This is a genomic window from Ruegeria sp. CH6 (genome assembly GCF_056537005.1).
The window spans coordinates 117213-137628 of sequence record NZ_JBQFQS010000005.1; the positions used below are offsets into that span (position 1 = coordinate 117213).

The following is a 20416-nucleotide window of genomic DNA, read 5'->3' on the forward strand; positions in this document are numbered from 1 at the left end:
GGAGCAGCTAAATGATCATGCTGCGCTACGCGGTGTACCGCTTTTTCACGATGCTGCTGACGCTGCTGGTGGTGTCGGTGTTGATCTTCGTGATCATTAACCTGCCGCCCGGCGATTACCTAAGCAACCAAATTGCCGAACTGCAGGCGTCGGGCCAATCGGCCGGAGTCGCCAAGGCAGAGTTCCTGCGCAAGGAATATGCGCTGGATCGCCCCATGTGGGAGCAATATCTGATCTGGATCGGATTTTGGCCCGGTCCACACGGCTTCGAAGGATTACTGCAAGGCAATTACGGCTGGTCGTTCGAATTTGACCGGCCCGTGCGTGAGATCGTCGGCGACACACTCTGGCTAACCGTCGTTGTGAACCTGGCTGCGATCCTGTTTGTTTATGCCGTTGCCCTGCCATTGGGCGTCATTGCCGCTGCCAGATCACGAACATGGATTGACTATACATCGGCCTTCGTCGGCTATCTGGGCCTGGCGACCCCGAACTTTCTGCTGGCGTTGATCCTGTTTTACTATGGCCATCGCTACTTCAACTTGCCAATCGGCGGCCTGATGGACCCATCCTTCGAAGGCCAGCCGATGAGCTGGGACAAGTTCAAGTCCATTCTGGTACACCTGATCGTGCCTACCTTCGTCATCGGCACCTCGGGTGCCTCCGCCATGATGCAGCGCCTACGCGCCAACATGCTGGACGAGCTGGGCAAACCCTATGTCGAAACGGCTATCGCCAAAGGCATGGCCCCGTCGCGAATGCTGACCAAGTATCCGCTGCGCGTGGCGTTCAACCCTTTTGTGGCCGATATCGGCAACCTGCTGCCGTCGATGGTTTCAGGCTCGGTTCTGGTCTCGGTTGTTCTCGGCCTGCAAACCATCGGACCCACCCTGCTGACGGCTCTGAAAACTCAGGACCAGTTCCTGTCCGCTTTCATACTGATGTTCGTGGCCCTGCTGACCCTGATTGGCACCATGATCTCTGACATCCTGCTGGTCATGCTTGACCCGCGCATCCGGTACGAGGGGCGTGAAGCATGACCCATAAAACCGACGGTCGTTATGTTGACGACGCCCCATTCGATCCGCAGGCCGCCCTGCAACAGCTTGAACGCAAGGATCTAGATGCCCCCAACTGGGTATTGGTCTGGCGCAAGTTCAAAACGCACAAGCTGGGCCTGATTTCGGGCATCTTCCTGCTCCTGTGCTACCTGATGCTGCCATTTGCGGGCTTCATCGCCCCTTACGGACCCAATGATCGTAATGGCGAACATCTCTATGCACCACCGCAATCGGTGAACTGGTTCCACGATGGCAAGTTCATCGGGCCTTACATCTATCCCATCGTTGCCGAGGCCGATCTGGAAACCTTCCAGTGGAAATTCGTCCCCGATACCGAAGACCCGCGCCCGATCCGGTTCTTCTGTGAAGGATCGGAATACAAGCTTGCGGGACTGATCAAATCGGACACCCACCTGTTCTGCGCCCCCGAAGGCGCGACCCTGTTCCTATGGGGATCAGACCGTCTGGGACGCGACGTGTTCAGCCGTATTCTTTATGGAGCGCAACTGTCGCTGACCGTTGGCTTGATCGGTATCTCGGTCTCTTTCTTCCTCGGCATCCTGTTCGGGTCGATGGCAGGATATTTTGGTGGGCGCATCGACTGGGTAATCAACCGGGTCATCGAGATTCTGCGGTCTCTGCCGGAACTGCCGTTGTGGCTGGCACTGTCTGCCGCGGTCCCGTCGAACTGGAGCCCCGTTGCGGTCTTCTTCATCATCTCGATCATTCTCGGCATTCTTGACTGGCCCGGCCTCGCCCGATCCGTGCGCGCCAAATTCCTGTCGCTACGCGAAGAGGAATATGTGCGTGCGGCTGAAATGATGGGCGCAAGCTCGGGCCGGGTGATCCGCAAGCATCTGCTGCCCAATTTCATGTCGCACCTGATCGCTTCGGCCACACTGTCGATCCCGGCGATGATCCTTGGCGAAACAGCGCTCAGCTTCCTCGGCCTCGGCCTGCGTGCTCCGGCGGTCAGTTGGGGCGTCATGCTGAATGACGCGCAGAACCTCGCCTCGATCGAGATCTATCCATGGACCGCGATTCCGATGTTGCCGATCATCGTCGTTGTTCTGGCGTTCAACTTCCTGGGTGATGGCCTTCGCGACAGTCTGGATCCGTATCAGCAATGACACTGCTCGCGTCGCTTCCCTCAACTGACACCTATGAAGTAAAGGGCACAGGCGCGCGGCCCAGCGTGTTTGCGGTGTCCGAACTCGCCACTGCCAGTTTTGCTGCGGTGGGCCAGGAACTGGCGCGTTTTCTGGTTGCTCAGAACCTGACCGATAAACCACCCAAGGTAGCGGTCGATCATCGGCTCGCCTCGCTGTGGTACGGCTACTCCTTCAAACCCGATGGCTGGGAAATGCCCAGCCTCTGGGACGCCGTGGCTGGTGACTACAGGGCCTCGGATGGCTGGATCAGGCTACACACCAATCTGCCGCATCACCGTGCCGCCGCTTTGAAGGTTCTCGGTACCAAGGCCGATCGTTCAACCGTTGGTCAGGCGATCAGGGATTGGGCAATTTCCGATCTCGAAACCGCGATCGTGGCCGAGGGTGGCGTTGCCGCTGCAATGCGCAGTCGGACTGAGTGGCTGGATCACCCTCAGGGACGGGCCGTGGCCCGTGATCCCCTGATCGGTTGGCAGGCACCACGCAGCATCACTTTGCGCGAACGCCCTGAGGCAACGGCTGATCGCCCGTTGGCCGGCCTGCGCGTATTGGACCTGACCCGTGTTTTGGCCGGTCCGGTCTCGACCCGTACTCTGGCCGGTTTCGGGGCCGAGGTTCTGCGCCTTGATCCACCCGGCTGGGACGAACCCGGGGTGATCCCGGACATCTCCCTTGGCAAAACCTGCGCGTATCTGGATCTGAAGTCGCCCGCTGGTCTTGAACGACTGAAGGAACTTCTGACACAGGCCGATGTGTTCGTGCATGGATACCGCCCCGGCGCGCTCGACGCGCTTGGCTTGGACAAAACTCAACGGGATTCACTGGCCCCCAACCGAATTGAGGTCACACTGGACGCTTACGGCTGGCAAGGGCCCTGGGCCATGCGGCGAGGGTTCGACAGCCTTGTTCAGATGAGCTCGGGTATCGCGGATGCCGGGCGCGAATGGGCCAAGGCTGATAAACCAACCCCGTTGCCGGTACAGGCGCTGGATCATGCGACCGGGTACTTCATGGCCGCATCCGTGCTCTCGGCTCTGGCCGAAGCTGCCTTGCATAACGCCGTGATGGATGCGCGCCTGTCCCTCGCCCGTACGGCTGAACTGTTGGCAAGCCTTGCTAAATCCAGCGAGGGCGAAGACATCACGGCCGCCAAAGCCGACGACTATATCGAAAACACCGAAGCCTCAGGCTGGGGACCAGGCCACAGGCTGAAACCCGCATTAAGCGTCGGAAACGCGACTATGCGTTGGTCTCTGCCTGCACCAAAAACGGGAACCTCCGAACCGGCCTGGCCCTCATCGCAACCCTGAGCACCCACTGGGTCGAACTCGCGACCCAGCCCAATGCTTTTGACGGGCGTCTCGTCAGAGACGCAGATCAAATGGGGCGGGAGAGGCTCTTACCGATCATCCCCGCCGCCCGGACCAATATCATCCAGATAATCCTCGTCGATGGCGGCCTGTACCGCGCCGGTCACAGCTTCGCGCTGTTTGGGGGTCAGGTCTTCGGCCTCTTTCCCATCCGCCAGCCGGACAGTGACTTCACGGTGGGCAAAGCGGATACCTTCGCGGGCAAACAGCTCTCGGATTTCCTGATACACTTTCTTGCGCACCAGCCACTGATCCCCCGGCTTGGTCATGAACTTGACCCGGATGATCATGGCCGAATCCTGCATTTCGATCACACCCTGCGATTTCAACGGCTGGATAAAGTTCTCGCCGATCACCGGGTCGCTCAGCAATTGCTGACCCAGCTTCTTGATCAGTTTCCGCACCTTTTCGACATCCGTGTCATAGGTGACCCGCAGCGGCAGCTTCATGATCACCCAGTCACGGGAATAGTTGGTCAGAACCTTGATCTCACCAAACGGGATTGTGTTCAGCGCACCCAGATGGTGACGCAGTTGCATGGAGCGGACCGAGATTTTCTCGACCGTCCCTTTTACATCCCCGATGTCGATATACTCGCCCTTCCGGAAAGCGTCGTCCAACAGGAAGAACGCCCCCGAAAAAATATCCCGCACCAAAGTCTGAGAACCGAAACCAACAGCCAGTCCGACAACACCAGCACCGGCGAACAGCGGACTGACATTGATGCCCAGTTCCATCAGCACGATCAGAACGATGGTAACAACGACGACGGCCAGGATTGCACCCCGGAACAATGGCAGCAGAGTTGCCAGCCGGCTCTGTCCGCCCTCACCACCTTCATCGCCCAGCTCAGCTTCTGCGGTCCCGTCATCGGATTCCTCGGCGATTTTGCTGTCGATCCAGATGCGGAAGAAATGGAACAAGATATAGCCGATGAAGATGATTACCATTACATCCAGCGCCCGCTCGACCGGTAGGTCCTGACTCCAGTCGGCTTCAGGATACCAGATCACGACAAGCGCATAGGCCCCGATGACAAAGGCCAGAATACCTGCGACCCGCCGGGCCAGATCTTCATAGGTTAGCAGATAGTGTTTTCTCTGCTCAGCCTCGGCGGTCTCAGCCATTTCGACAACTTCGCCCTCAACCACTTCGGCATTCATCTCTTCGATCTTGCGCGAGCGATCGAAGTAGCGTTCCAGCATATAGTTCATCGCGCCATAGGCGATGACCACGGACATGAAAATCAGATAAGAACTGGCGATCAGCGGTAGCGGTGTCGGGTTTTCCAGTGCCAGATCAACTGCCAGGCGGAACCAGCTGAACACGACATAGACGATCAGTGCGGGCGCCCAACCGAACGAAACGACGCGCAAGAGCCATGAAACCTGCTCAGATGAACGCCCACCCCGGATTGCGTTCGAAATGGCCCGGGCGTTGAACAAAACCATCAGAATGTTGCCCAGCGCGCCAAACATGGTCAGGCCGCCATAAACCATGGCGTAAACATTGTAGTTGAGCCCGAAATCCGCCACCCAGGTCGCAAAAAGAACAACCGAAATATCATAGGTAGCCAATGCTGAGGCCCAGATATACAGACGCTTTGCGTGACGGTCCGAAAACGGTGGCAAGCGGTATTGGCTCAGGAAAGGTGACAGAACCATACGCCACAGATCAGAGACTGTACGAGACAGGAAAAACGCGGTGAAAATCGCGGTTATCGTAAACTGGATCGAGATATCTTCGGCTTCGCCAAAGAACAGATATCCAACGATCAGCGCCATGATCATTGCAAACACCGTGGCCCCGATCCCCATCAGGAAGCGGAACACAAGGAACGGCATTTTCTCGCGAAAGCCTTGTGGATTTTCCTTGATCCGAGCGACAACCAGCCGCTTGGCTATGCGTTTTCCGTAGATCTCGATCGACAGCCAACGGCCCAGCAACAGGAATAGGATGTTCCAGCCAAGCACTTCGAAATAGGTCTGAATACGGCCGTCCGGACTGGTTTGGCGCAGAATGTACTGCACTTCAAAAATCGAATAGGGCAATGCCTGAAGACGGGATACAAGCGACTCGCGGAACTTGGAAAACCGCTCCTGTGCCTTCATCAGCTGCGATCCGTCCCCCATGGGGTCGGAAGATGCTGCCTCGGCTGCGGCATCAGTCTGCTGACCCGCCGACGAAACGACCTGACCCGCGCTGTCGATCACGATCACACTGGCTCCGGCCTCGGTGGCCGAACGGATTGCCGTGGCCAGATCGCTGTCGGTCGTGGTCGCCGTTTCGCTACTTGAACCCGAGGAATAGCCCGGGATTAACGAGGTTTGCGCCACCGCACCCGTAGCAAAGGCTAAGGCCGCAGTCCAAATGACCAGAATTAGTCCGGCGAGAAAGTTCGTTTTCATAGGGTCTTGCATCCAACTCGATTGCTGCCCGACAGACTACAGAACCCCCGGGCGGTGTTCAAATACTCCCACGGACATTTTTGACATCGTGTGGACCCGTGTTCTTGGCGCAATGATCCGGGCCGGGTATTTTCATGTTAGCAAAAATTGAATATGACCGGTTTCGTATGTGGATGCTGGCAAGGTTTTGATTTTGTCCACCATCTGCCAGCGGCGCTGCACAGTGGTTTAACATGTCTGAAAACACTCAAAATGCTGTTGCCAAATCGCAATGCTTGGCGCATTTGCTGCATGGTTTGGCATCCTTTGGCAAGCGGAACCGGAAAATATGCGATATCAGGTGCGGACGCGCGGATATTGCACCGAAACCAGGAAAACGGGCGAGGGCATGAGCCTAGGCATCTCGAAAGACAAAACCGGCCGAGCGCCGCGCATACTTTTCTACAGCCATGATACGTTCGGACTTGGGCATCTGCGACGCTCGCGCGCTCTGGCAGCGGCGATGACACAGGCCGATCCGCTTGCCTCGGCACTGATTCTGACAGGCTCGCCGGTGGCTGGCCGTTTCACCTTTCCCCGCCGCGTCGATCACGTTCGCCTGCCCGGTGTGACGAAACGGGCTGACGGATCCTATGCCGCACAAACCATCGGCATGGGCATCGATGAGGTGACCGAGCTGCGTTCGGGCCTAATTCAAACCGCTGTGCAACAGTTTGAGCCCGATATTTTGATCGTCGATAAGGAACCAACCGGGTTCCGGGGCGAATTGCTGCCAACGCTGGAGCGCCTCGAAAGGTCACCCCGCACAAAGCTGGTTCTTGGCTTGCGCGACGTTCTGGATGAACCCGAGGTTCTGGCCGCCGAATGGGCACGTAAAGAAGCCGTGGCCGCAACCGAGCGCTTTTATCACGAAATATGGGTCTACGGCCTAAAATCGGTTTATGACCCGACCAAAGGAGTGCCGCTCAGCCCCGCCGCGCAATCCCGTATCCACTGGACCGGGTATCTGCGCCGCGATCTTGGTCCGGTCGGTGAACCGCCTGAACAACCTTATATCCTCATCACTCCCGGTGGGGGTGGCGACGGTAAGGCGATGGTCAATCAGGTCCTGTCGGCTTACGAGAAAGACCCCGAACTGTCACCACGCGCCGTTCTGGTCTATGGCCCCTTCCTGTCGGGCGAGCTTCGCGAAGAATTCGAGACGCGTGTTGCCGCGTTGAACGGCCGTGTGACCGCCGTTGGCTTCGAATCTCAGATCGAAACGCTGTTTGCCGGTGCTGCAGGCGTTGTGTGCATGGGCGGCTACAACACCTTCTGCGAGGTGTTGTCCTTCGACAAGCGCGCCGTCATCGTCCCGCGCACCACACCACGGCTCGAACAGTGGATCCGCGCCTCGCGTGCCGAGGATCTTGGGCTTGTTCGGATGCTGGATGAAACCCGCGACGGGCTCAGCGCAGATGCGATGATCCAGGCGATCCGCAATCTGCCACATCAGCCGCTGCCGTCGCAGGCAATCAGCAGCGGTCTGCTGGATGGGCTGGACTACGTCACCCATCGCATTGACGCCCTTCTGGGTGGGGAACAGGAACGGGCAACCGGATGACCACAACCGAACCCAAACTGGCGGTGCTGGTCAAAGGGTGGCCGCGCCTGTCCGAGACGTTTATTGCACAGGAACTGGTGGCCCTTCAGGATGCCGGGCATCAGTTCGACATCTGGTCACTGCGCCATCCGACCGATACCAAACGGCACCCGCTGCATGACCGGTTCAAGGGTCAGGTGCACTACCTGCCTGAATATCTTTACGATGAACCCGAACGTGTCTGGGCCGCGCGCGAAGTTGCACAACGCCTGCCCGGCTACGCAAGGGCCTACGAAATCTGGCGACAAGACCTGCGCCGTGATCCGACCCACAATCGCATCCGTCGTTTCGGTCAGGCCTGTGTACTGGCGGCCGAGCTTCCCGCTTCGACCCATGCAATGTATGCGCATTTCATGCACACGCCATCTTCGGTCGCGCGCTACGCTGCCATCATGCGCGACATACCGTGGAGCTTTGCCGCCCACGCCAAGGACATATGGACATCCCCGGATTGGGAAAAGCAGGAAAAGCTGCAGGCCGCGACCTATGGCGCCACCTTCGGGGCGACCTGCACCGCAATCGGTGCGCGGCATTTGCGCGAGCTGGCCGATGACCCCGCGCGGGTTGAACTGATCTACCACGGGCTTGATCTGTCGCGCTTCCCTGATCCGCCGCAGCGGGATCCTCGTTTGCCGGATGGTCCATTCCACATGATGTCGGTGGGCCGGCTGGTCGAAAAGAAAGGCTTTGACCGGCTGATTGATGCCTTTGCCATGCTGCCATCCTCGCTGGATTGGCACTGGACCCATATCGGTGGCGGTACCCTCGGCAAGGCGCTTCAGGATCGCGCAGCAGCTGCAGGTCTGTCGGAGCGGATCACATGGAAAGGCGCGTGTGATCAGCCCGAAGTCATTGCCGAAATGCGCAAGGCCGATTTGTTCGTTCTGCCCAGCCGCATTGCCGAGGATGGTGACCGCGACGGTTTGCCGAATGTGCTGATGGAGGCCGCTTCGCAGCGTCTGCCCATCCTCTCCACACCCGTATCGGCTATCCCCGAATTTATCGAAACCGGTGTCCACGGCATCCTATCCGATGATGATCCCGCTGCTTTGGCTCAGGCAATAACAACTCTGGCAAATAATCCCGGCGCAGCTGAACGGATGGCAAAGGCGGCCCATGATCGCCTGATCGCCGAATTCCGCATGGATCCCGGTATCGCACGCCTGTCCGAACGCCTGAACGCATTGTGCATGGAAGAGGCCTGATGGCCCGGGTCGCCTTCTATGCTCCGATGAAGTCACCCCAAAGCCCGGTTCCTTCGGGTGATCGCGAAATGGCCCGAAACCTGATGCACGCGATCGGCGCACAGGGCGATAGGGTCGATCTGGTCTCCGAATTGCGGATCTACGACAAAACTGGTGACAGCACCGTTCAAGACAGGCTGCGTACAGCGGCTGAGGCCGAAGCCACACGCCTGATTGCAGAAATGCCCGGGGATACCGATCTTTGGGTGACCTACCACAACTACTACAAAGCGCCTGACCTGCTGGGTCCAAAGGTCGCCCACGCGCGCGGCATTCCCTATGTACAGCTTGAAAGCACGCGTGCGACCAGCCGACTGAGCGGGCCATGGTCCGGCTTTGCGCAATCTGCGCACGATGCCTGTGATGCGGCACAGGTGATTTTCTATCACACCGCCAACGACCTGATCACGCTAAAGCGAGAGCGATACGGCAATCAAACCCTGGCCGAGCTGCCGCCCTTTCTGCCTATTTCCGAACTTCCCGGTGCCTCCTCCTGCGACGGGCCGATGCTGGCGGTGGGGATGATGCGCCACGGCGACAAATTCGCCTCATATGAAATTCTGGCCGACACGCTGGGACATCTATCAGGTGAGTGGCAGCTGAACATCGCAGGCGGCGGCCCCGCCCGTGCCGAGGTCGAGACCCTAATGGCACCCTTTGGTGACAAGGTGCAGTTTTTGGGCCAGCTCGATCGTACCGCATTACAGAACGTGTACGAGACCGCTTCGATGCTTGTCTGGCCCGGCGTGAATGAGGCCTATGGCATGATCTATCTGGAAGCGCAGGCAAGCGGCCTGCCGGTGGTGGCGCAGGATCGCCCCGGTGTCCGCGATGTGCTGATGTCAGCGGACCATCCTGCCATTGAAACGGGTGCAAAGGGGCTGGCCAAACGAATTCAGACATTGCTGGCCGATCCCGCATTGCGTCGATCCGAGGGGCGGCAGGCGCGGGCCTATGTTACCCAACGCCATTTGATCCCATCTGCAACAGAACGATTCTGGGCCACAGTTCGACCCCTGCTGGAGAAACACTCATGAGCAAACTGGCACTTCTGCGTCATGGCCACACCGACTGGAACCGCGCGGGTCGCATTCAGGGCCGCAGCGACATTGCACTTGATGAACACGCGCGCGCTGAATTGGCCGGGTACCAGCTGCCAGACCCGTGGAACACTGCCTCGCTGTGGGCAAGCCCACTTGGCCGCGCCTTTGAGACGGCGCAACTGGTGGCTGGTCGTGATCCGCAGACCTCAGATGCGTTGATCGAGATGAACTGGGGCGACTGGGAAGGTCAGCGCGGCGTCGATCTCATCGAAGAGGTGGACAGCGGCTATCGCCATATCGAAGACTGGGGCTGGGATTTCCGCCCCCCGAATGGCGAAAGCCCGGCGGAGCTCTGGGCGCGTCTAGAGCCATGGGTGTCGGGACTGCAGAGCGATGCAATTGCCGTGTGCCATATCGGTATCATGCGAGTCATTCTGGCAAAGGCATGGGGTTGGGATTTCTCTGGTCCCGCCCCGTTCAAGATCAAACGCAACCGCCTTTTCGTCGTGGATCTCGACACGATGACCCCGGTGCCTGAACCCGTCCGCCTGACACCGCGCGAGGTGTCCGCATGAGGGTTATGATCGTCGTCACCCATCTGCTGGGAACCGGTCATCTGAGCCGGGCCCTGACCCTTGGCCGTGCCTTCGTTGAACAAGGGCATGACGTGTTCGTGGTCTCCGGCGGGATGCCCGCACCGCAGCTGGACACCAGCGGAGTGACTTTGCTTGGTTTGCCGCCCCTGCGATCAGACGGCACCGATTTCACGAGACTTCTGACCCAGACCGGCGACATCGCCACGCCAGCCTATCTGGAAGCCCGCGCCAATGCGCTGATGCAGGCTATCGGCAGTTTTCAGCCTCAGATTCTGATAACCGAGCTTTATCCGTTCGGACGCCGCAGTCTGGCGGCAGAGTTTCAGGCCGCACTTGAGGCCGCACAGGAGCTCCCATCACGCCCCGTCATTCTGGGCTCGATCCGCGATATCCTCGCGCCGCCCTCAAAACCCTCAAAGGCAGAACGTGCAGATGAGGTTGTGGCCCAGTACTATGACGGAATTCTCGTGCACTCTGATCCCCGGATCACGCCACTGGACATCAGTTGGCCGGTATCCGAAGCTCTGGCGGAGCGGCTGCACTATACGGGTTTCGTTGCGCCCTCTGCGCCATCACCCCATCCCGAAAGCATCGGATCGAACGACATTCTCGTCAGCGCTGGTGGAGGCTCGGTCGGACAACCGATCTTTCGCGCGGCCATCGAGGCCGCCCGAAAGATGCCAAACACGCACTGGCGCATGTTGGTCGGCGGTCAGGATGCAACCACCCGCATAAGTGAACTGGCACAGCTTGCTGGTGATGCACCTGTAACACTTGAACCGGTGCGCCCTGACTTTCGCCAGATGCTGCCGCTGGCCAAGGCATCGGTCAGCATGTGCGGCTACAACACTGCGATGGACCTGCTGCAATCCGGCACTCCGTCCGTTCTGATACCGTTTGACGATGGCAAAGAGGTCGAGCAAGGCCTGCGGGGGCAAAGTCTCGCACAACTTCCGGCAATCGAGGTTCTGCCCAGCAGTGAATTGAACGGACAAAGCCTGTCTGATGCGCTGATGCGCGTCATCACGGACGGGCCGCGCGACGCGATGCGGCACGGCTTTGACGGTGCTAAGCGATCTGTTGAAATCGCGACAGGCTTATTGGAGCGCAGACAATGACCCCAGACTGGCGCCCTCTACTTGTAGAATTGGAGGAATGGCAGGCCCGAGGTCTGACTTTTCCGCTCTGGTGGCGCGATGATGACGCCGTGACCCCAACCCCACAACTAGATGTCTTAACCGACCTGAGCAACCGTCTCGACCTGCCCGTCCATCTCGCCGTCATTCCCCGCGATGCGGATCAGGCACTGTCACAATGTATGGCCAAAGAACCTGCCCTGATCCCTGTCGTACACGGCTGGGCGCATCAAAATCACGCTCCGAAAGAGGAAAAGAAGGCCGAATTCCGCCTGCACCGCTCGCTGGATGACATCACTGCCGATGCAAAAGCGGGCCTGACAAGACTACGGGAGCTGTTTGGTGAAACGCTGCGACCAATGTTCGTTCCCCCATGGAACCGCATTGATTCAGAGGTTGCCGCCGAGCTTCCGGGGATGGGGTATCGTGTTCTGTCGACTGCCACGCCACGAAAGGCCGCAAACGCGGCACCCGGACTGGAACAGATCAACACCCATCTTGACCCCATTGACTGGCGCGGTACGCGCGGCTTGGCGGCCCCAGATATGCTGATTGCCAAAACCGTCCAGTTATTTAAAGACCGCCGAGAAGGTTCTGCAGACAACACCGAACCCTTTGGCGTGTTGACCCATCACCTTGTTCATGATCAAGACATCTGGACCTTTACCGAAGATTTACTGCGCAGACTTCTGGACGGTCCGGCAACCGTCTGGACAATGCCGCGCGACTGACTACTCAAGGAGTTCCCGATGAGCCGACTGGATTCCATGCTGCGCCGCCTGACCGCGCAGCGCGATGGTCTGAACTGGGCTGCCGCGCAGATCAATGGCGTCGACGGCGATGTTCTGGATATGGGGCTCGGGAATGGCCGCACCTATGATCACCTGCGCGAAATCCTGCCCGGCCGCCGGATCTGGGTGATGGACCGTGTGCTGCAGTGCCACCCCGACAGCACTCCGCCAGCCGAGGATTTTCTGCAGGGCGAGGCTGAACCGATGCTGGAAAAACTGGCACAAAACGGTAGCGGCATTGCAATGGCGCATTACGATTTCGGGCGCGGCATCAAATCCGAAGACGTGGCCGAGGCCGCGCGGCTCAGCCCGATGATTGCCAAGGTGATGTTGCCGGGTGGATTGCTGATCTCTGGCCAGCCTCTGGTGGGCTTCGATCAGATCAAAGGGCCCGAGACCATCGCCCCGGACCGCTATCTGTTCTATCGCACCTGAACTGCCCTTTGTCAGGCGACCCGACGACCTCGGGACCAGACTGCACTCAGCGCCGGAACACCAGCACGCATCCTAAACCGGATCAAATCGGCGCGGGTTCCGGCCCGCAATTCTCCACGGTCAGTCAACCCGGCGGCCTGTGCAGGGGTAAGCGTGACGGTTTTCATACCCCTTGCCAGATCACCCCACATCTCTCCCAGCATGGCTGCGGAAAGCAGCAGCGCTGACGGCACGTAATCCGAAGACATGATGTCCAGATGGCCAAGCTCGGCCAGCTCTCGCGCCGCCACATTGCCCGAATGCGACCCACCCCGGATGACGTTCGGTGCGCCCATCATCACCTTGATACCGTGATCATGGCAGGCGCGTGCGGCCTCGACCGTGGTCGGAAACTCGGCAAGGCGAATACCGTGCCCTGCCGAGACACGAACCTGATCCTCGGTCGTGTCATCATGGCTGGCCAGCACCGCGCCAAAGCGGCGGGCTGCCTTGACCGTTTCGACCTCGTGCCGGTCACCGTTTCGGTCCCGCAGCCCCTGCAACTGAGCGATATGCTGCTTGAACATCTCATCATCCATGCTGTGCTTGCCCTGCACATAAGCCTTGAGCTTTGAGAGGTCGCGAAACTGCCTCTGCCCCGGCGTATGATCCATCAGAGACACCAGACCGACGCGATCCTCGGGGCCGAACTCGTCCAGCTCATCAACCAGCGTCTCGGAACAAACCTCGGCCCGCAAATGCAGGAAGTGGCTGATCTTCAGCGCATCCTGTTCCCGCAACTGCCATAGCTCTTCGGACAATCCGCGCGCATATTTCAGATACCGGGCCTGGCCACTGGGAATCGATCCCACACGCATGGCGTCAAACACCGTCGTGATACCCGTGCTTGCCAGTTCAGCATCATGCGCAATGATCGCTGCTGCATGAGGCCAGTCCACTTTCGGGCGTGGCTGAATATGACGTTCCAGATTGTCGGTGTGCAGTTCGACCAGACCAGGGCTGATGTAGTCTCCCTCACAATCGATCGCGCCCGCAGGAACCGAGTTACCCGTATCGATTTCGGTGATGTTCTCGCCGACAATCCGGACACTGCCGATTACAGTTTCTTCGGGCAGAACAAGCGTGGCATTGGCAAGGATCAATTCTTCTGTCATCTGAACTTCACGTAGTTTGAACTATTGGGTAGGCCACGCAATAGGAGGCCAATGTGACATTCACGCGATACGCGATCTATTTTGCGCCACCCGCCGATGCGGACTGGACGAAATTCGCAACCAACTGGCTGGGTTGGGACATGGAAACCGGATCCGAGGCGGCGCATCCGGTCGTCGATGGTATAGATGTGGCCTCGGTTACCGAAACTCCGCGCAAATATGGGTTGCATGCCACTATGAAACCGCCCTTCCGCCTGTACCAGGGGCGGTCGGTAACCCAGCTGCAAGATGCTTGCGCGCAACTTGCTGCGTCTTACGCCCCGATCTCGCTGGATGGTTTGGAGATTGCGCGGTTGGGCCGTTTCCTGGCTCTGCGCCCTCACGGCAACACCGGCCAGCTTGGGGAGCTGGCTGCTGCCTGCGTGCGTGACCTCGACCGGTTCCGGGCACCCGCGACCGAGGATGAACTGGCCCGCCGCCGGGCTGCGGGCCTGTCCATGGAACAGGATGCCAACCTGACCAACTGGGGCTACCCTTATGTTCTGGACTCGTTTCGCTTTCACATCACGCTCAGCGGCAAACTGGACAAGCCCACACTGAGTAGTGTTCAGGCGACGCTGGAAACCCATCTTGGTCCGCTGTTGCCCACTCCGTTCCGGATCAATGATCTGGCGCTGATGGGCGAAGCTGATGACGGTCGGTTTCACCTGATCCATCGCTACGCCCTCTCCGGCTGAAGACCGGTCAGGATTTCATTCACCGTGTCATCAAGCGATCCGGAGTTATCGACTTCGATAACCCGGTTCAGACCTTCAGGCAGCGGTGCCCTGGCCCGGCCCAATCGACGCATCTGCTCTGCCGCGCTTTCCCGGCCGCGCGACGAAAGACGCTGCGCCAGAACCTCTGCATCAGCAGTTAGCGAAACCACGATCAACTCACCAAACTCGTCCTGCGCCTGCAACAATACGGATCGCGACAGATTGACCAGAACCGCCTTTGCCTCTCGCCGCTGTTCCGCAATCTCTTGCGGAATTCCATAATGCAGACCATGTGCAGGCCAGTGCAAAGCAAATGCGCCATCCAGCAACATCTGCTCGAACACATCGACCGAAACCCTCTCAAATTCTTCGCCTTCTTCACCTTCAGGACGCGTGATAACCCGCCTAACCCGCTGAATGCCGTTGGCCCGCGCCTCCAGCGCCTCCATCACGCTGTCCTTGCCGACCCCGGATGGTCCGACAACCGCTATGACAGGCGCCAGCCTCATGCGGCCACCCCCGGCGTGAATTCCGAAACGTTGACCTCGCGATCGCAAACCCGTTCCCGCGCATCGACATCGTGAAAGATCCCGACAATTGCTGCACCGCGTTCCTTTGCCTCTTTGATCAGCGACAGAACGGTTTCCCTGTTCTGTGCGTCCAGGCTGGCCGTCGGTTCATCCAGCAGCATCGCAGGGTATTCATGCGCAAACCCGCGCGCAATGTTCACCCGCTGCTGCTCACCGCCCGAGAATGTTGTGGGGCTGAGGGACCACAAACGTTCGGGGATGTTCAGCCGCTTCAGCAATTCAGCCGCCTTGTCCAGCGCCGCCTGCTTGTCACAACCCACAGCCAATAAAGGTTCTGCCACGACTTCGAGCGTGGGCACCCGCGGCACGACCCGCAGAAACTGGCTGACATAACCAAGCGTTTCCCGGCGCAGCGCCAGAATCTCGCGTGGCTCGGCTTTGGCCACATCAAGCCCACTCACCAGCACCTGACCCGATGCGGCCAGATAGTTGCCATAAATCACCCGCATCAGCGTCGATTTGCCTGCGCCTGACGCACCGGTCAGGGCAACACATTCTCCGGGGCCAACCTTTAGCGAAGCGCCTTCCATCACCGGGATTACCGCACTGCCCTGATTGTGCAGGGTGAAGCTTTTGCTCACGTCCTTGAGTTCAATCATCTTCCTCGCCCTCACACCTGCAGCACACTGGAGACCAGCAATTGAGTGTAAGCATGCTGCGGATCATCCAACACCTGATCGGTCAGCCCGGCCTCGACCACGTGACCGTCTTTCATCACCATCAACCGGTCCGCCAACAGGCGAACGACCGCCAGATCATGGGTAACAATGATGGCGCTCAGCCCCATTTCGCGCACCAGCCCGCGCAGCAGGTCCAGCAAACGCGCCTGAACCGAAACATCCAGACCACCCGTTGGTTCGTCCATGAACACCAGCCGGGGGCCGGTCACCAGATTGCGCGCAATCTGCAGGCGCTGTTGCATCCCGCCCGAAAACGCTGTTGGCCGATCATCAACCCGCGCCGCTTCAATCTCGACCCTCCCAAGCCAGTCGATCGCCTTATCGCGGATATCACCATAGTGCCGGTCACCAACGGCCATCAGCCGCTCTCCGATGTTGCCCCCGGCACTGACTGACATGCGCAGACCATCACGCGCATGCTGATGCACGAAAGCCCAGTCCGTTCGGCTCAGCATCCGGCGCTCGGGTTCCGACATAGTAACCGTATCCACCGGCCCATCGGCACGGGTGTCAAAAACCACCTGCCCTGCGTCGGGTTCAAGATGCCCGGCCAGACAATTCAGCAGCGTCGACTTACCCGATCCGCTTTCACCGACAATCCCCATCACCTCACCGGGATAGAGATCGAAACCTACATCAGTGCATCCGATCCGCGCGCCATAGCGTTTCTCGATGCCTTTGACCTGCAACAGGGGGGTCATGCCGCGTCCTCCTCGGCCAGTCGGCCCACATGGCCCGCCTCGCGGCGTGACCGGCAATAATCGGTATCCGAGCAAACAAACATCCGGTTGCCTGCGTCATCCATGATCACCTCGTCCAGATAGCTGTCTTCGGCCCCGCACAGGTCGCAGGGATGATTGGCCTTGGTCGCCTCAAACGGGTAATCCTCGAAGTCAAGGCTCACGACATTGGTATGCGGGGGCACCGCGTAGATCCGCTGCTCGCGCCCCGCACCAAACAGCTGGATCGCGTCCATCTCAAGCTTGGGGTTGTCGAATTTCGGAATGGGCGACGGGTCCATGACATAGCGATCCGAGACTTTCACCGGATAGGCATAAGCGGTCGAGATCGCGCCGTGCTGGCTGATGTCCTCATACAGCTTAACATGCATCAAACCGTATTCTTCGAGGCTGTGCATCTTGCGCGTCTCTGTCTCGCGCGGTTCCAGAAAGCGCAGAGGCTCCGGGATCGGCACCTGATAGACGATGATCTGATCCTCGCGCAGCTTTGCCTCGGGGATACGGTGGCGCGTCTGGATGACCGTTGCCTTCTCGGTCTCTTCCGTGGTCTCAACACCTGCAGTGTTTTCAAAGAACTTACGGATAGAAACGGCGTTGGTCGTATCATCCGCACCCTGATCGATCACCTTGAACGTATCCTCGGGCGTCAGGGTTGCGGCAGAAACCTGCACCCCACCCGTACCCCAGCCATAGGGCATCGGCATCTCGCGGCTGGCGAAAGGCACCTGATAGCCCGGCACCGCCAGCCCTTTGAGAATGGCGCGGCGGATCATTCGTTTGGTTTGTTCATCCAGATAGGCGAAATTATACTCGCTCATAGGAAACCTCTTTCGGTCAACTCAATCTCCAAGGCTCGCGGAGTGGTAAAGTGAATGCCGTCCATGCCGACAGCGCGCGCGCCTTCGACATTGTGCAAACCGTCATCAATGAACACGCAGTCCTGAGGCGCGATACCTGCTCGTTCGCAGAGCAGCTCGAAAATCCGCGCGTCGGGCTTCATCACACCCTCCTGCCCCGAAACGACAAGCGTTCCGAAAACATCGCCAAGACGCGGATGAACCTTCAACCCTTCCGGCCAAGTTTCAGCTGACCAGTTGGTGATGGCATGAACCGGAGTTCCCTGCGTCTTAAGCCGCTCCAGCACATCCCATGTACCGTGGATCGGGTTTTCGACAGTGCGCGTGTACAGTTCGACGTAAGCCGCAAACAGGGTTTGATCCTGCGGGTCCTCAAGTTCCTGCGCCAGATCGGCAAAGCGTTCGCCGTTGTCTCCGCGGGCATTACGCGTCAGGAAATCCGTGCGCTCGATGAACGCGTGCGCTGCCTCTTCTGAACCCAATGCTTCAACCCAGGCAAGATGCGGCTGCCAGTCAACCAGCACGCCACCGATATCAAAAACGACGGCCTTCATTCCGCCGCCTCCTTCGGTGTGATCCGCTCTTCGGCCTCACGGCGCAGTTTGCGGACCAGTTCCAGCTCGGACTGGAAATCCACGTAGTGCGGCAGCTTGATATGTTCGAGGAAACCGGTGGCCTGAATGTTGTCTGAGTGGCTGAGGACAAATTCCTCATCCTGCGCAGGAGCGCCCAGATTGTCCTCGCCCAGCTCTTCCCAACGCAGGGCGCGATCAACCAGAGCCATCGCGATGGATTTGCGTTCCGACTGGCCGAATACCAGCCCATATCCGCGCGTGAATTGCGGCGGTTCGGTCTTGGAGCCCTTGAACTGGTTCACCGTTTCGCATTCGGTCAACTCGATCTCGCCGATCTCAATGGCAAACCCCAGTTCGGGGATATCCATCTCAACCGCGACCTTACCGATCCGCAACTCTCCGACAAAAGCGTGGTTGCGGGCATAGCCACGCTGGGTTGAGTAAGCCATGCCCAGCACAAACCCCTCATCCCCGCGTGTCAGGGATTGCAGGCGCAGTGGCCGGTTCGACGGAAACTCCATCGGCTCGCGCGTCAGGTCTCCCGGTGTTGCATCGCTAGGCAGTTCGTCCTGAATGATATCCTCACCCTTGAGGAATTCGGTGATATGCGGTGTTGCCTCCTGCCGGGCAGAACCTTTGGGCGCAGCAGCCACCTCTCCGTCAGCGGCCAGTTTGAAATCCAACAGACGGTGCGTGTAATCGAAGGTCGGGCCCAGCACCTGCCCGCCTGGCGCATCCTTGAAGGTGGCCGAGATGCGGCGATCACACGCCATGTCACCCGTCTCAACCGGATTGGAGTAACCAAATCGCGGCAGTGTCGTGCGGTAGGCCCGGATCAGAAAGATTGCTTCGATCAGATCGCCGCGCGCCTGTTTGATCGCCAGCGCCGCAAGATCAGGATCGAACAGGGATCCTTCGGCCATCACGCGGTTCACGGCAAGGCTCAATTGCTCCCGGATCTGCGCAATGCTCAGTTCGGTAACATCCGTTGATCCGCGCCGTTCCTCAGCCAGCCAGGCATGGGCGTTTTCGATGGCCTTCTCACCACCTTTGACAGCAACATACATCGCTTAACCCTCCGCCCTGATCTGCGTGCTGCGCGGCAATGCCGCGACTTGCGTTCCGCTGGTGAAAAAGAAGTCGCATCCCAGTGGGTAGAGCGCTGCATTGCCTTGCAGGATAGCGATATCCGTAAGCGAAAGATGCGCCACCTCCTTAATGCCCGGTCCGCTGAGTGCCGCACCCTGTTGTTCGAGCGCATCGCCTTCCACGATCAGCGTGGCAGACCGGTCGGGATACTCCGACGTACCGATCCGGTAGGTGTTCAGCGGCATGAGATCATCCCAGCGACCCACCGCAAAATCGGCTTCGGCTGCCGCAACAATCGGCGCTCCGGTATGGAAGGTCAGCCATTTCCGCACCGCTTCGGTATCAGCCTCCCCGGCAAGGTGAACGCGGGTTTCTGGATCACATAGGGTCAACAGCAACGTACCCGCCGCTATGGACAAAGGTGCAGGGGGTTCAGCGCCAGTCAGGTCACGAATCTCTCCAGGTCGCGCCATGACGGTCATTGCCGCACGAAAGGCATGTGAGGCATCAACCGGGGCGTTTCGGAACCCGCCCGAGAATTGGGTTTGTGCGTTCATTGGTCTTCTCCGCGTACCATGGTGAAGAACTCGACTTTGGTGGCTGCTGCCTTGGCCGCACGTGCCGTTTTGGCGGCCTGCATCTGCATCGTCAGCGGATCGATCACTTTTGCCCGGACCATGTCGGCAGACCCGGTCTGCATCAGCGCATCGACCAGAGCTGCTGTCCGGGCCTTATCCCGGGACCTACCCTGAACATAGCCGTGCCCGACCGTGCCATCCTTCAGCACCAGTGAGCATCGCGTCACTGTCATCTCTCCCAGATTGAACGGGGCACCCGTGCCGCCCGTGCGACCGCGCACCATGACGCCACCGATTTCGGGCGCTCGCAGCCATTCATATGTCGGGTTCAGCTGCAGGCCGTCCCATAGTGCCATCAGGGCATCCTGCGGCGCCCGGGCCAGCACACCCATCCATGTTTGCCGCGCTTCGGCTGATTTATCTGTCTGTTCCACCATCAAAGCCTCTTGGCCAAGTTGTCTATTTTCACTATACAACTAGACAAATATTACACCTGT

The 20416-nt window shown here is 59.1% G+C and carries 21 protein-coding genes; 11 read left to right on the top strand and 10 right to left on the bottom strand.

Features of this window, described 5'->3' with window-relative positions:
* Nucleotides 1–11: 11 nt before the first annotated feature.
* Genes ACR0CW_RS13105 through ACR0CW_RS13115 form a run of 3 tightly spaced genes read left to right on the top strand, consistent with a single transcriptional unit; the run spans nt 12 to nt 3543 of the window.
* On the top strand, nt 12–1040 hold the full coding sequence (locus ACR0CW_RS13105; protein ID WP_480788128.1) for an ABC transporter permease: 1029 nt from the start codon (nt 12–14) through the stop codon (nt 1038–1040).
* The gene (locus ACR0CW_RS13110; RefSeq protein WP_480788129.1) at nt 1037–2191 is read left to right on the top strand and encodes an ABC transporter permease; all 1155 of its coding nucleotides are present in this window, start codon (nt 1037–1039) and stop codon (nt 2189–2191) included. The genes ACR0CW_RS13105 and ACR0CW_RS13110 overlap by 4 nt, the downstream gene beginning before the upstream one ends.
* Nucleotides 2188–3543, top strand: a complete 1356-nt coding sequence (locus ACR0CW_RS13115) for a CoA transferase (protein WP_480788130.1) — start codon at nt 2188–2190, stop codon at nt 3541–3543. Before ACR0CW_RS13110 ends, ACR0CW_RS13115 begins: the two co-directional genes overlap by 4 nt.
* Nucleotides 3544–3632: 89 nt before the next feature.
* Here the strand turns inward: ACR0CW_RS13115 and ACR0CW_RS13120 are convergent, their stop codons facing one another.
* Nucleotides 3633–6011 carry a mechanosensitive ion channel domain-containing protein gene (locus ACR0CW_RS13120; RefSeq protein WP_480788131.1) on the bottom strand — a complete coding sequence of 793 codons (2379 nt, stop codon included), beginning with the start codon at nt 6009–6011 and terminating at the stop codon, nt 3633–3635.
* 388 nt (nt 6012–6399) lie between these two features.
* Between ACR0CW_RS13120 and ACR0CW_RS13125 the strand changes: the two genes are divergently transcribed.
* The 7 genes from ACR0CW_RS13125 to ACR0CW_RS13155 are packed head-to-tail and all read left to right on the top strand — an operon-like array spanning nt 6400 to nt 12898.
* Complete coding sequence (locus ACR0CW_RS13125; RefSeq protein WP_480788206.1) at nt 6400–7614, top strand: glycosyltransferase family protein; 1215 nt, start codon at nt 6400–6402, stop codon at nt 7612–7614.
* Nucleotides 7611–8858, top strand: coding sequence for a glycosyltransferase family 4 protein (locus tag ACR0CW_RS13130; protein ID WP_480788132.1), 1248 nt, complete (start codon nt 7611–7613; stop codon nt 8856–8858). Before ACR0CW_RS13125 ends, ACR0CW_RS13130 begins: the two co-directional genes overlap by 4 nt.
* Nucleotides 8858–9934: a glycosyltransferase family 4 protein gene (locus tag ACR0CW_RS13135; protein ID WP_480788133.1), complete on the top strand. Its 1077-nt coding sequence runs from the start codon at nt 8858–8860 to the stop codon at nt 9932–9934. Before ACR0CW_RS13130 ends, ACR0CW_RS13135 begins: the two co-directional genes overlap by 1 nt.
* On the top strand, nt 9931–10515 hold the full coding sequence (locus ACR0CW_RS13140; RefSeq protein WP_480788134.1) for a histidine phosphatase family protein: 585 nt from the start codon (nt 9931–9933) through the stop codon (nt 10513–10515). Before ACR0CW_RS13135 ends, ACR0CW_RS13140 begins: the two co-directional genes overlap by 4 nt.
* Complete coding sequence (locus ACR0CW_RS13145; protein ID WP_480788135.1) at nt 10512–11654, top strand: glycosyltransferase family protein; 1143 nt, start codon at nt 10512–10514, stop codon at nt 11652–11654. The genes ACR0CW_RS13140 and ACR0CW_RS13145 overlap by 4 nt, the downstream gene beginning before the upstream one ends.
* Entirely contained in the window at nt 11651–12403 is a 753-nt protein-coding gene (locus tag ACR0CW_RS13150; protein WP_480788136.1) for a polysaccharide deacetylase family protein, read from the top strand. Before ACR0CW_RS13145 ends, ACR0CW_RS13150 begins: the two co-directional genes overlap by 4 nt.
* An 18-nt stretch (nt 12404–12421) precedes the next feature.
* Nucleotides 12422–12898 carry a class I SAM-dependent methyltransferase gene (locus ACR0CW_RS13155; protein WP_155148854.1) on the top strand — a complete coding sequence of 159 codons (477 nt, stop codon included), beginning with the start codon at nt 12422–12424 and terminating at the stop codon, nt 12896–12898.
* 11 nt (nt 12899–12909) lie between these two features.
* Here ACR0CW_RS13155 and ACR0CW_RS13160 read toward each other — a convergent pair whose 3' ends face one another.
* On the bottom strand, nt 12910–14052 hold the full coding sequence (locus ACR0CW_RS13160) for an alpha-D-ribose 1-methylphosphonate 5-triphosphate diphosphatase (RefSeq protein ID WP_480788137.1): 1143 nt from the start codon (nt 14050–14052) through the stop codon (nt 12910–12912).
* A gap of 53 nt (nt 14053–14105) precedes the next feature.
* Here ACR0CW_RS13160 and ACR0CW_RS13165 point away from each other — a divergent pair, with 53 nt between their 5' ends.
* On the top strand, nt 14106–14789 hold the full coding sequence (locus ACR0CW_RS13165) for a DUF1045 domain-containing protein (RefSeq protein WP_480788138.1): 684 nt from the start codon (nt 14106–14108) through the stop codon (nt 14787–14789).
* Here the strand turns inward: ACR0CW_RS13165 and phnN are convergent.
* From phnN to phnG, 8 genes are read right to left on the bottom strand one after another with little or no spacing between them, the layout of a single operon-like run.
* Complete coding sequence (gene phnN / locus ACR0CW_RS13170; protein ID WP_480788139.1) at nt 14771–15319, bottom strand: phosphonate metabolism protein/1,5-bisphosphokinase (PRPP-forming) PhnN; 549 nt, start codon at nt 15317–15319, stop codon at nt 14771–14773. The two genes, ACR0CW_RS13165 and phnN, sit on opposite strands and share 19 nt — an antisense overlap.
* Nucleotides 15316–15999 carry a phosphonate C-P lyase system protein PhnL gene (gene phnL / locus ACR0CW_RS13175; protein WP_480788140.1) on the bottom strand — a complete coding sequence of 228 codons (684 nt, stop codon included), beginning with the start codon at nt 15997–15999 and terminating at the stop codon, nt 15316–15318. Before phnL ends, phnN begins: the two co-directional genes overlap by 4 nt.
* A gap of 11 nt (nt 16000–16010) precedes the next feature.
* Nucleotides 16011–16781, bottom strand: coding sequence for a phosphonate C-P lyase system protein PhnK (phnK, locus tag ACR0CW_RS13180; RefSeq protein WP_480788141.1), 771 nt, complete (start codon nt 16779–16781; stop codon nt 16011–16013).
* Nucleotides 16778–17638, bottom strand: coding sequence for an alpha-D-ribose 1-methylphosphonate 5-phosphate C-P-lyase PhnJ (locus tag ACR0CW_RS13185; protein ID WP_480788142.1), 861 nt, complete (start codon nt 17636–17638; stop codon nt 16778–16780). Before ACR0CW_RS13185 ends, phnK begins: the two co-directional genes overlap by 4 nt.
* A complete protein-coding gene (locus tag ACR0CW_RS13190) occupies nt 17635–18231 on the bottom strand; it encodes an HAD family hydrolase (protein WP_480742293.1) in 597 nt (198 codons plus the stop codon). Before ACR0CW_RS13190 ends, ACR0CW_RS13185 begins: the two co-directional genes overlap by 4 nt.
* Nucleotides 18228–19319 carry a carbon-phosphorus lyase complex subunit gene (locus ACR0CW_RS13195; protein ID WP_480788143.1) on the bottom strand — a complete coding sequence of 364 codons (1092 nt, stop codon included), beginning with the start codon at nt 19317–19319 and terminating at the stop codon, nt 18228–18230. The genes ACR0CW_RS13190 and ACR0CW_RS13195 overlap by 4 nt, the downstream gene beginning before the upstream one ends.
* A 3-nt stretch (nt 19320–19322) precedes the next feature.
* Nucleotides 19323–19898 carry a phosphonate C-P lyase system protein PhnH gene (gene phnH, locus ACR0CW_RS13200; RefSeq protein ID WP_480788144.1) on the bottom strand — a complete coding sequence of 192 codons (576 nt, stop codon included), beginning with the start codon at nt 19896–19898 and terminating at the stop codon, nt 19323–19325.
* Nucleotides 19895–20356, bottom strand: coding sequence for a phosphonate C-P lyase system protein PhnG (gene phnG, locus ACR0CW_RS13205; RefSeq protein ID WP_480788145.1), 462 nt, complete (start codon nt 20354–20356; stop codon nt 19895–19897). The genes phnH and phnG overlap by 4 nt, the downstream gene beginning before the upstream one ends.
* Between the last annotated feature and the right edge of the window lie 60 nt (nt 20357–20416).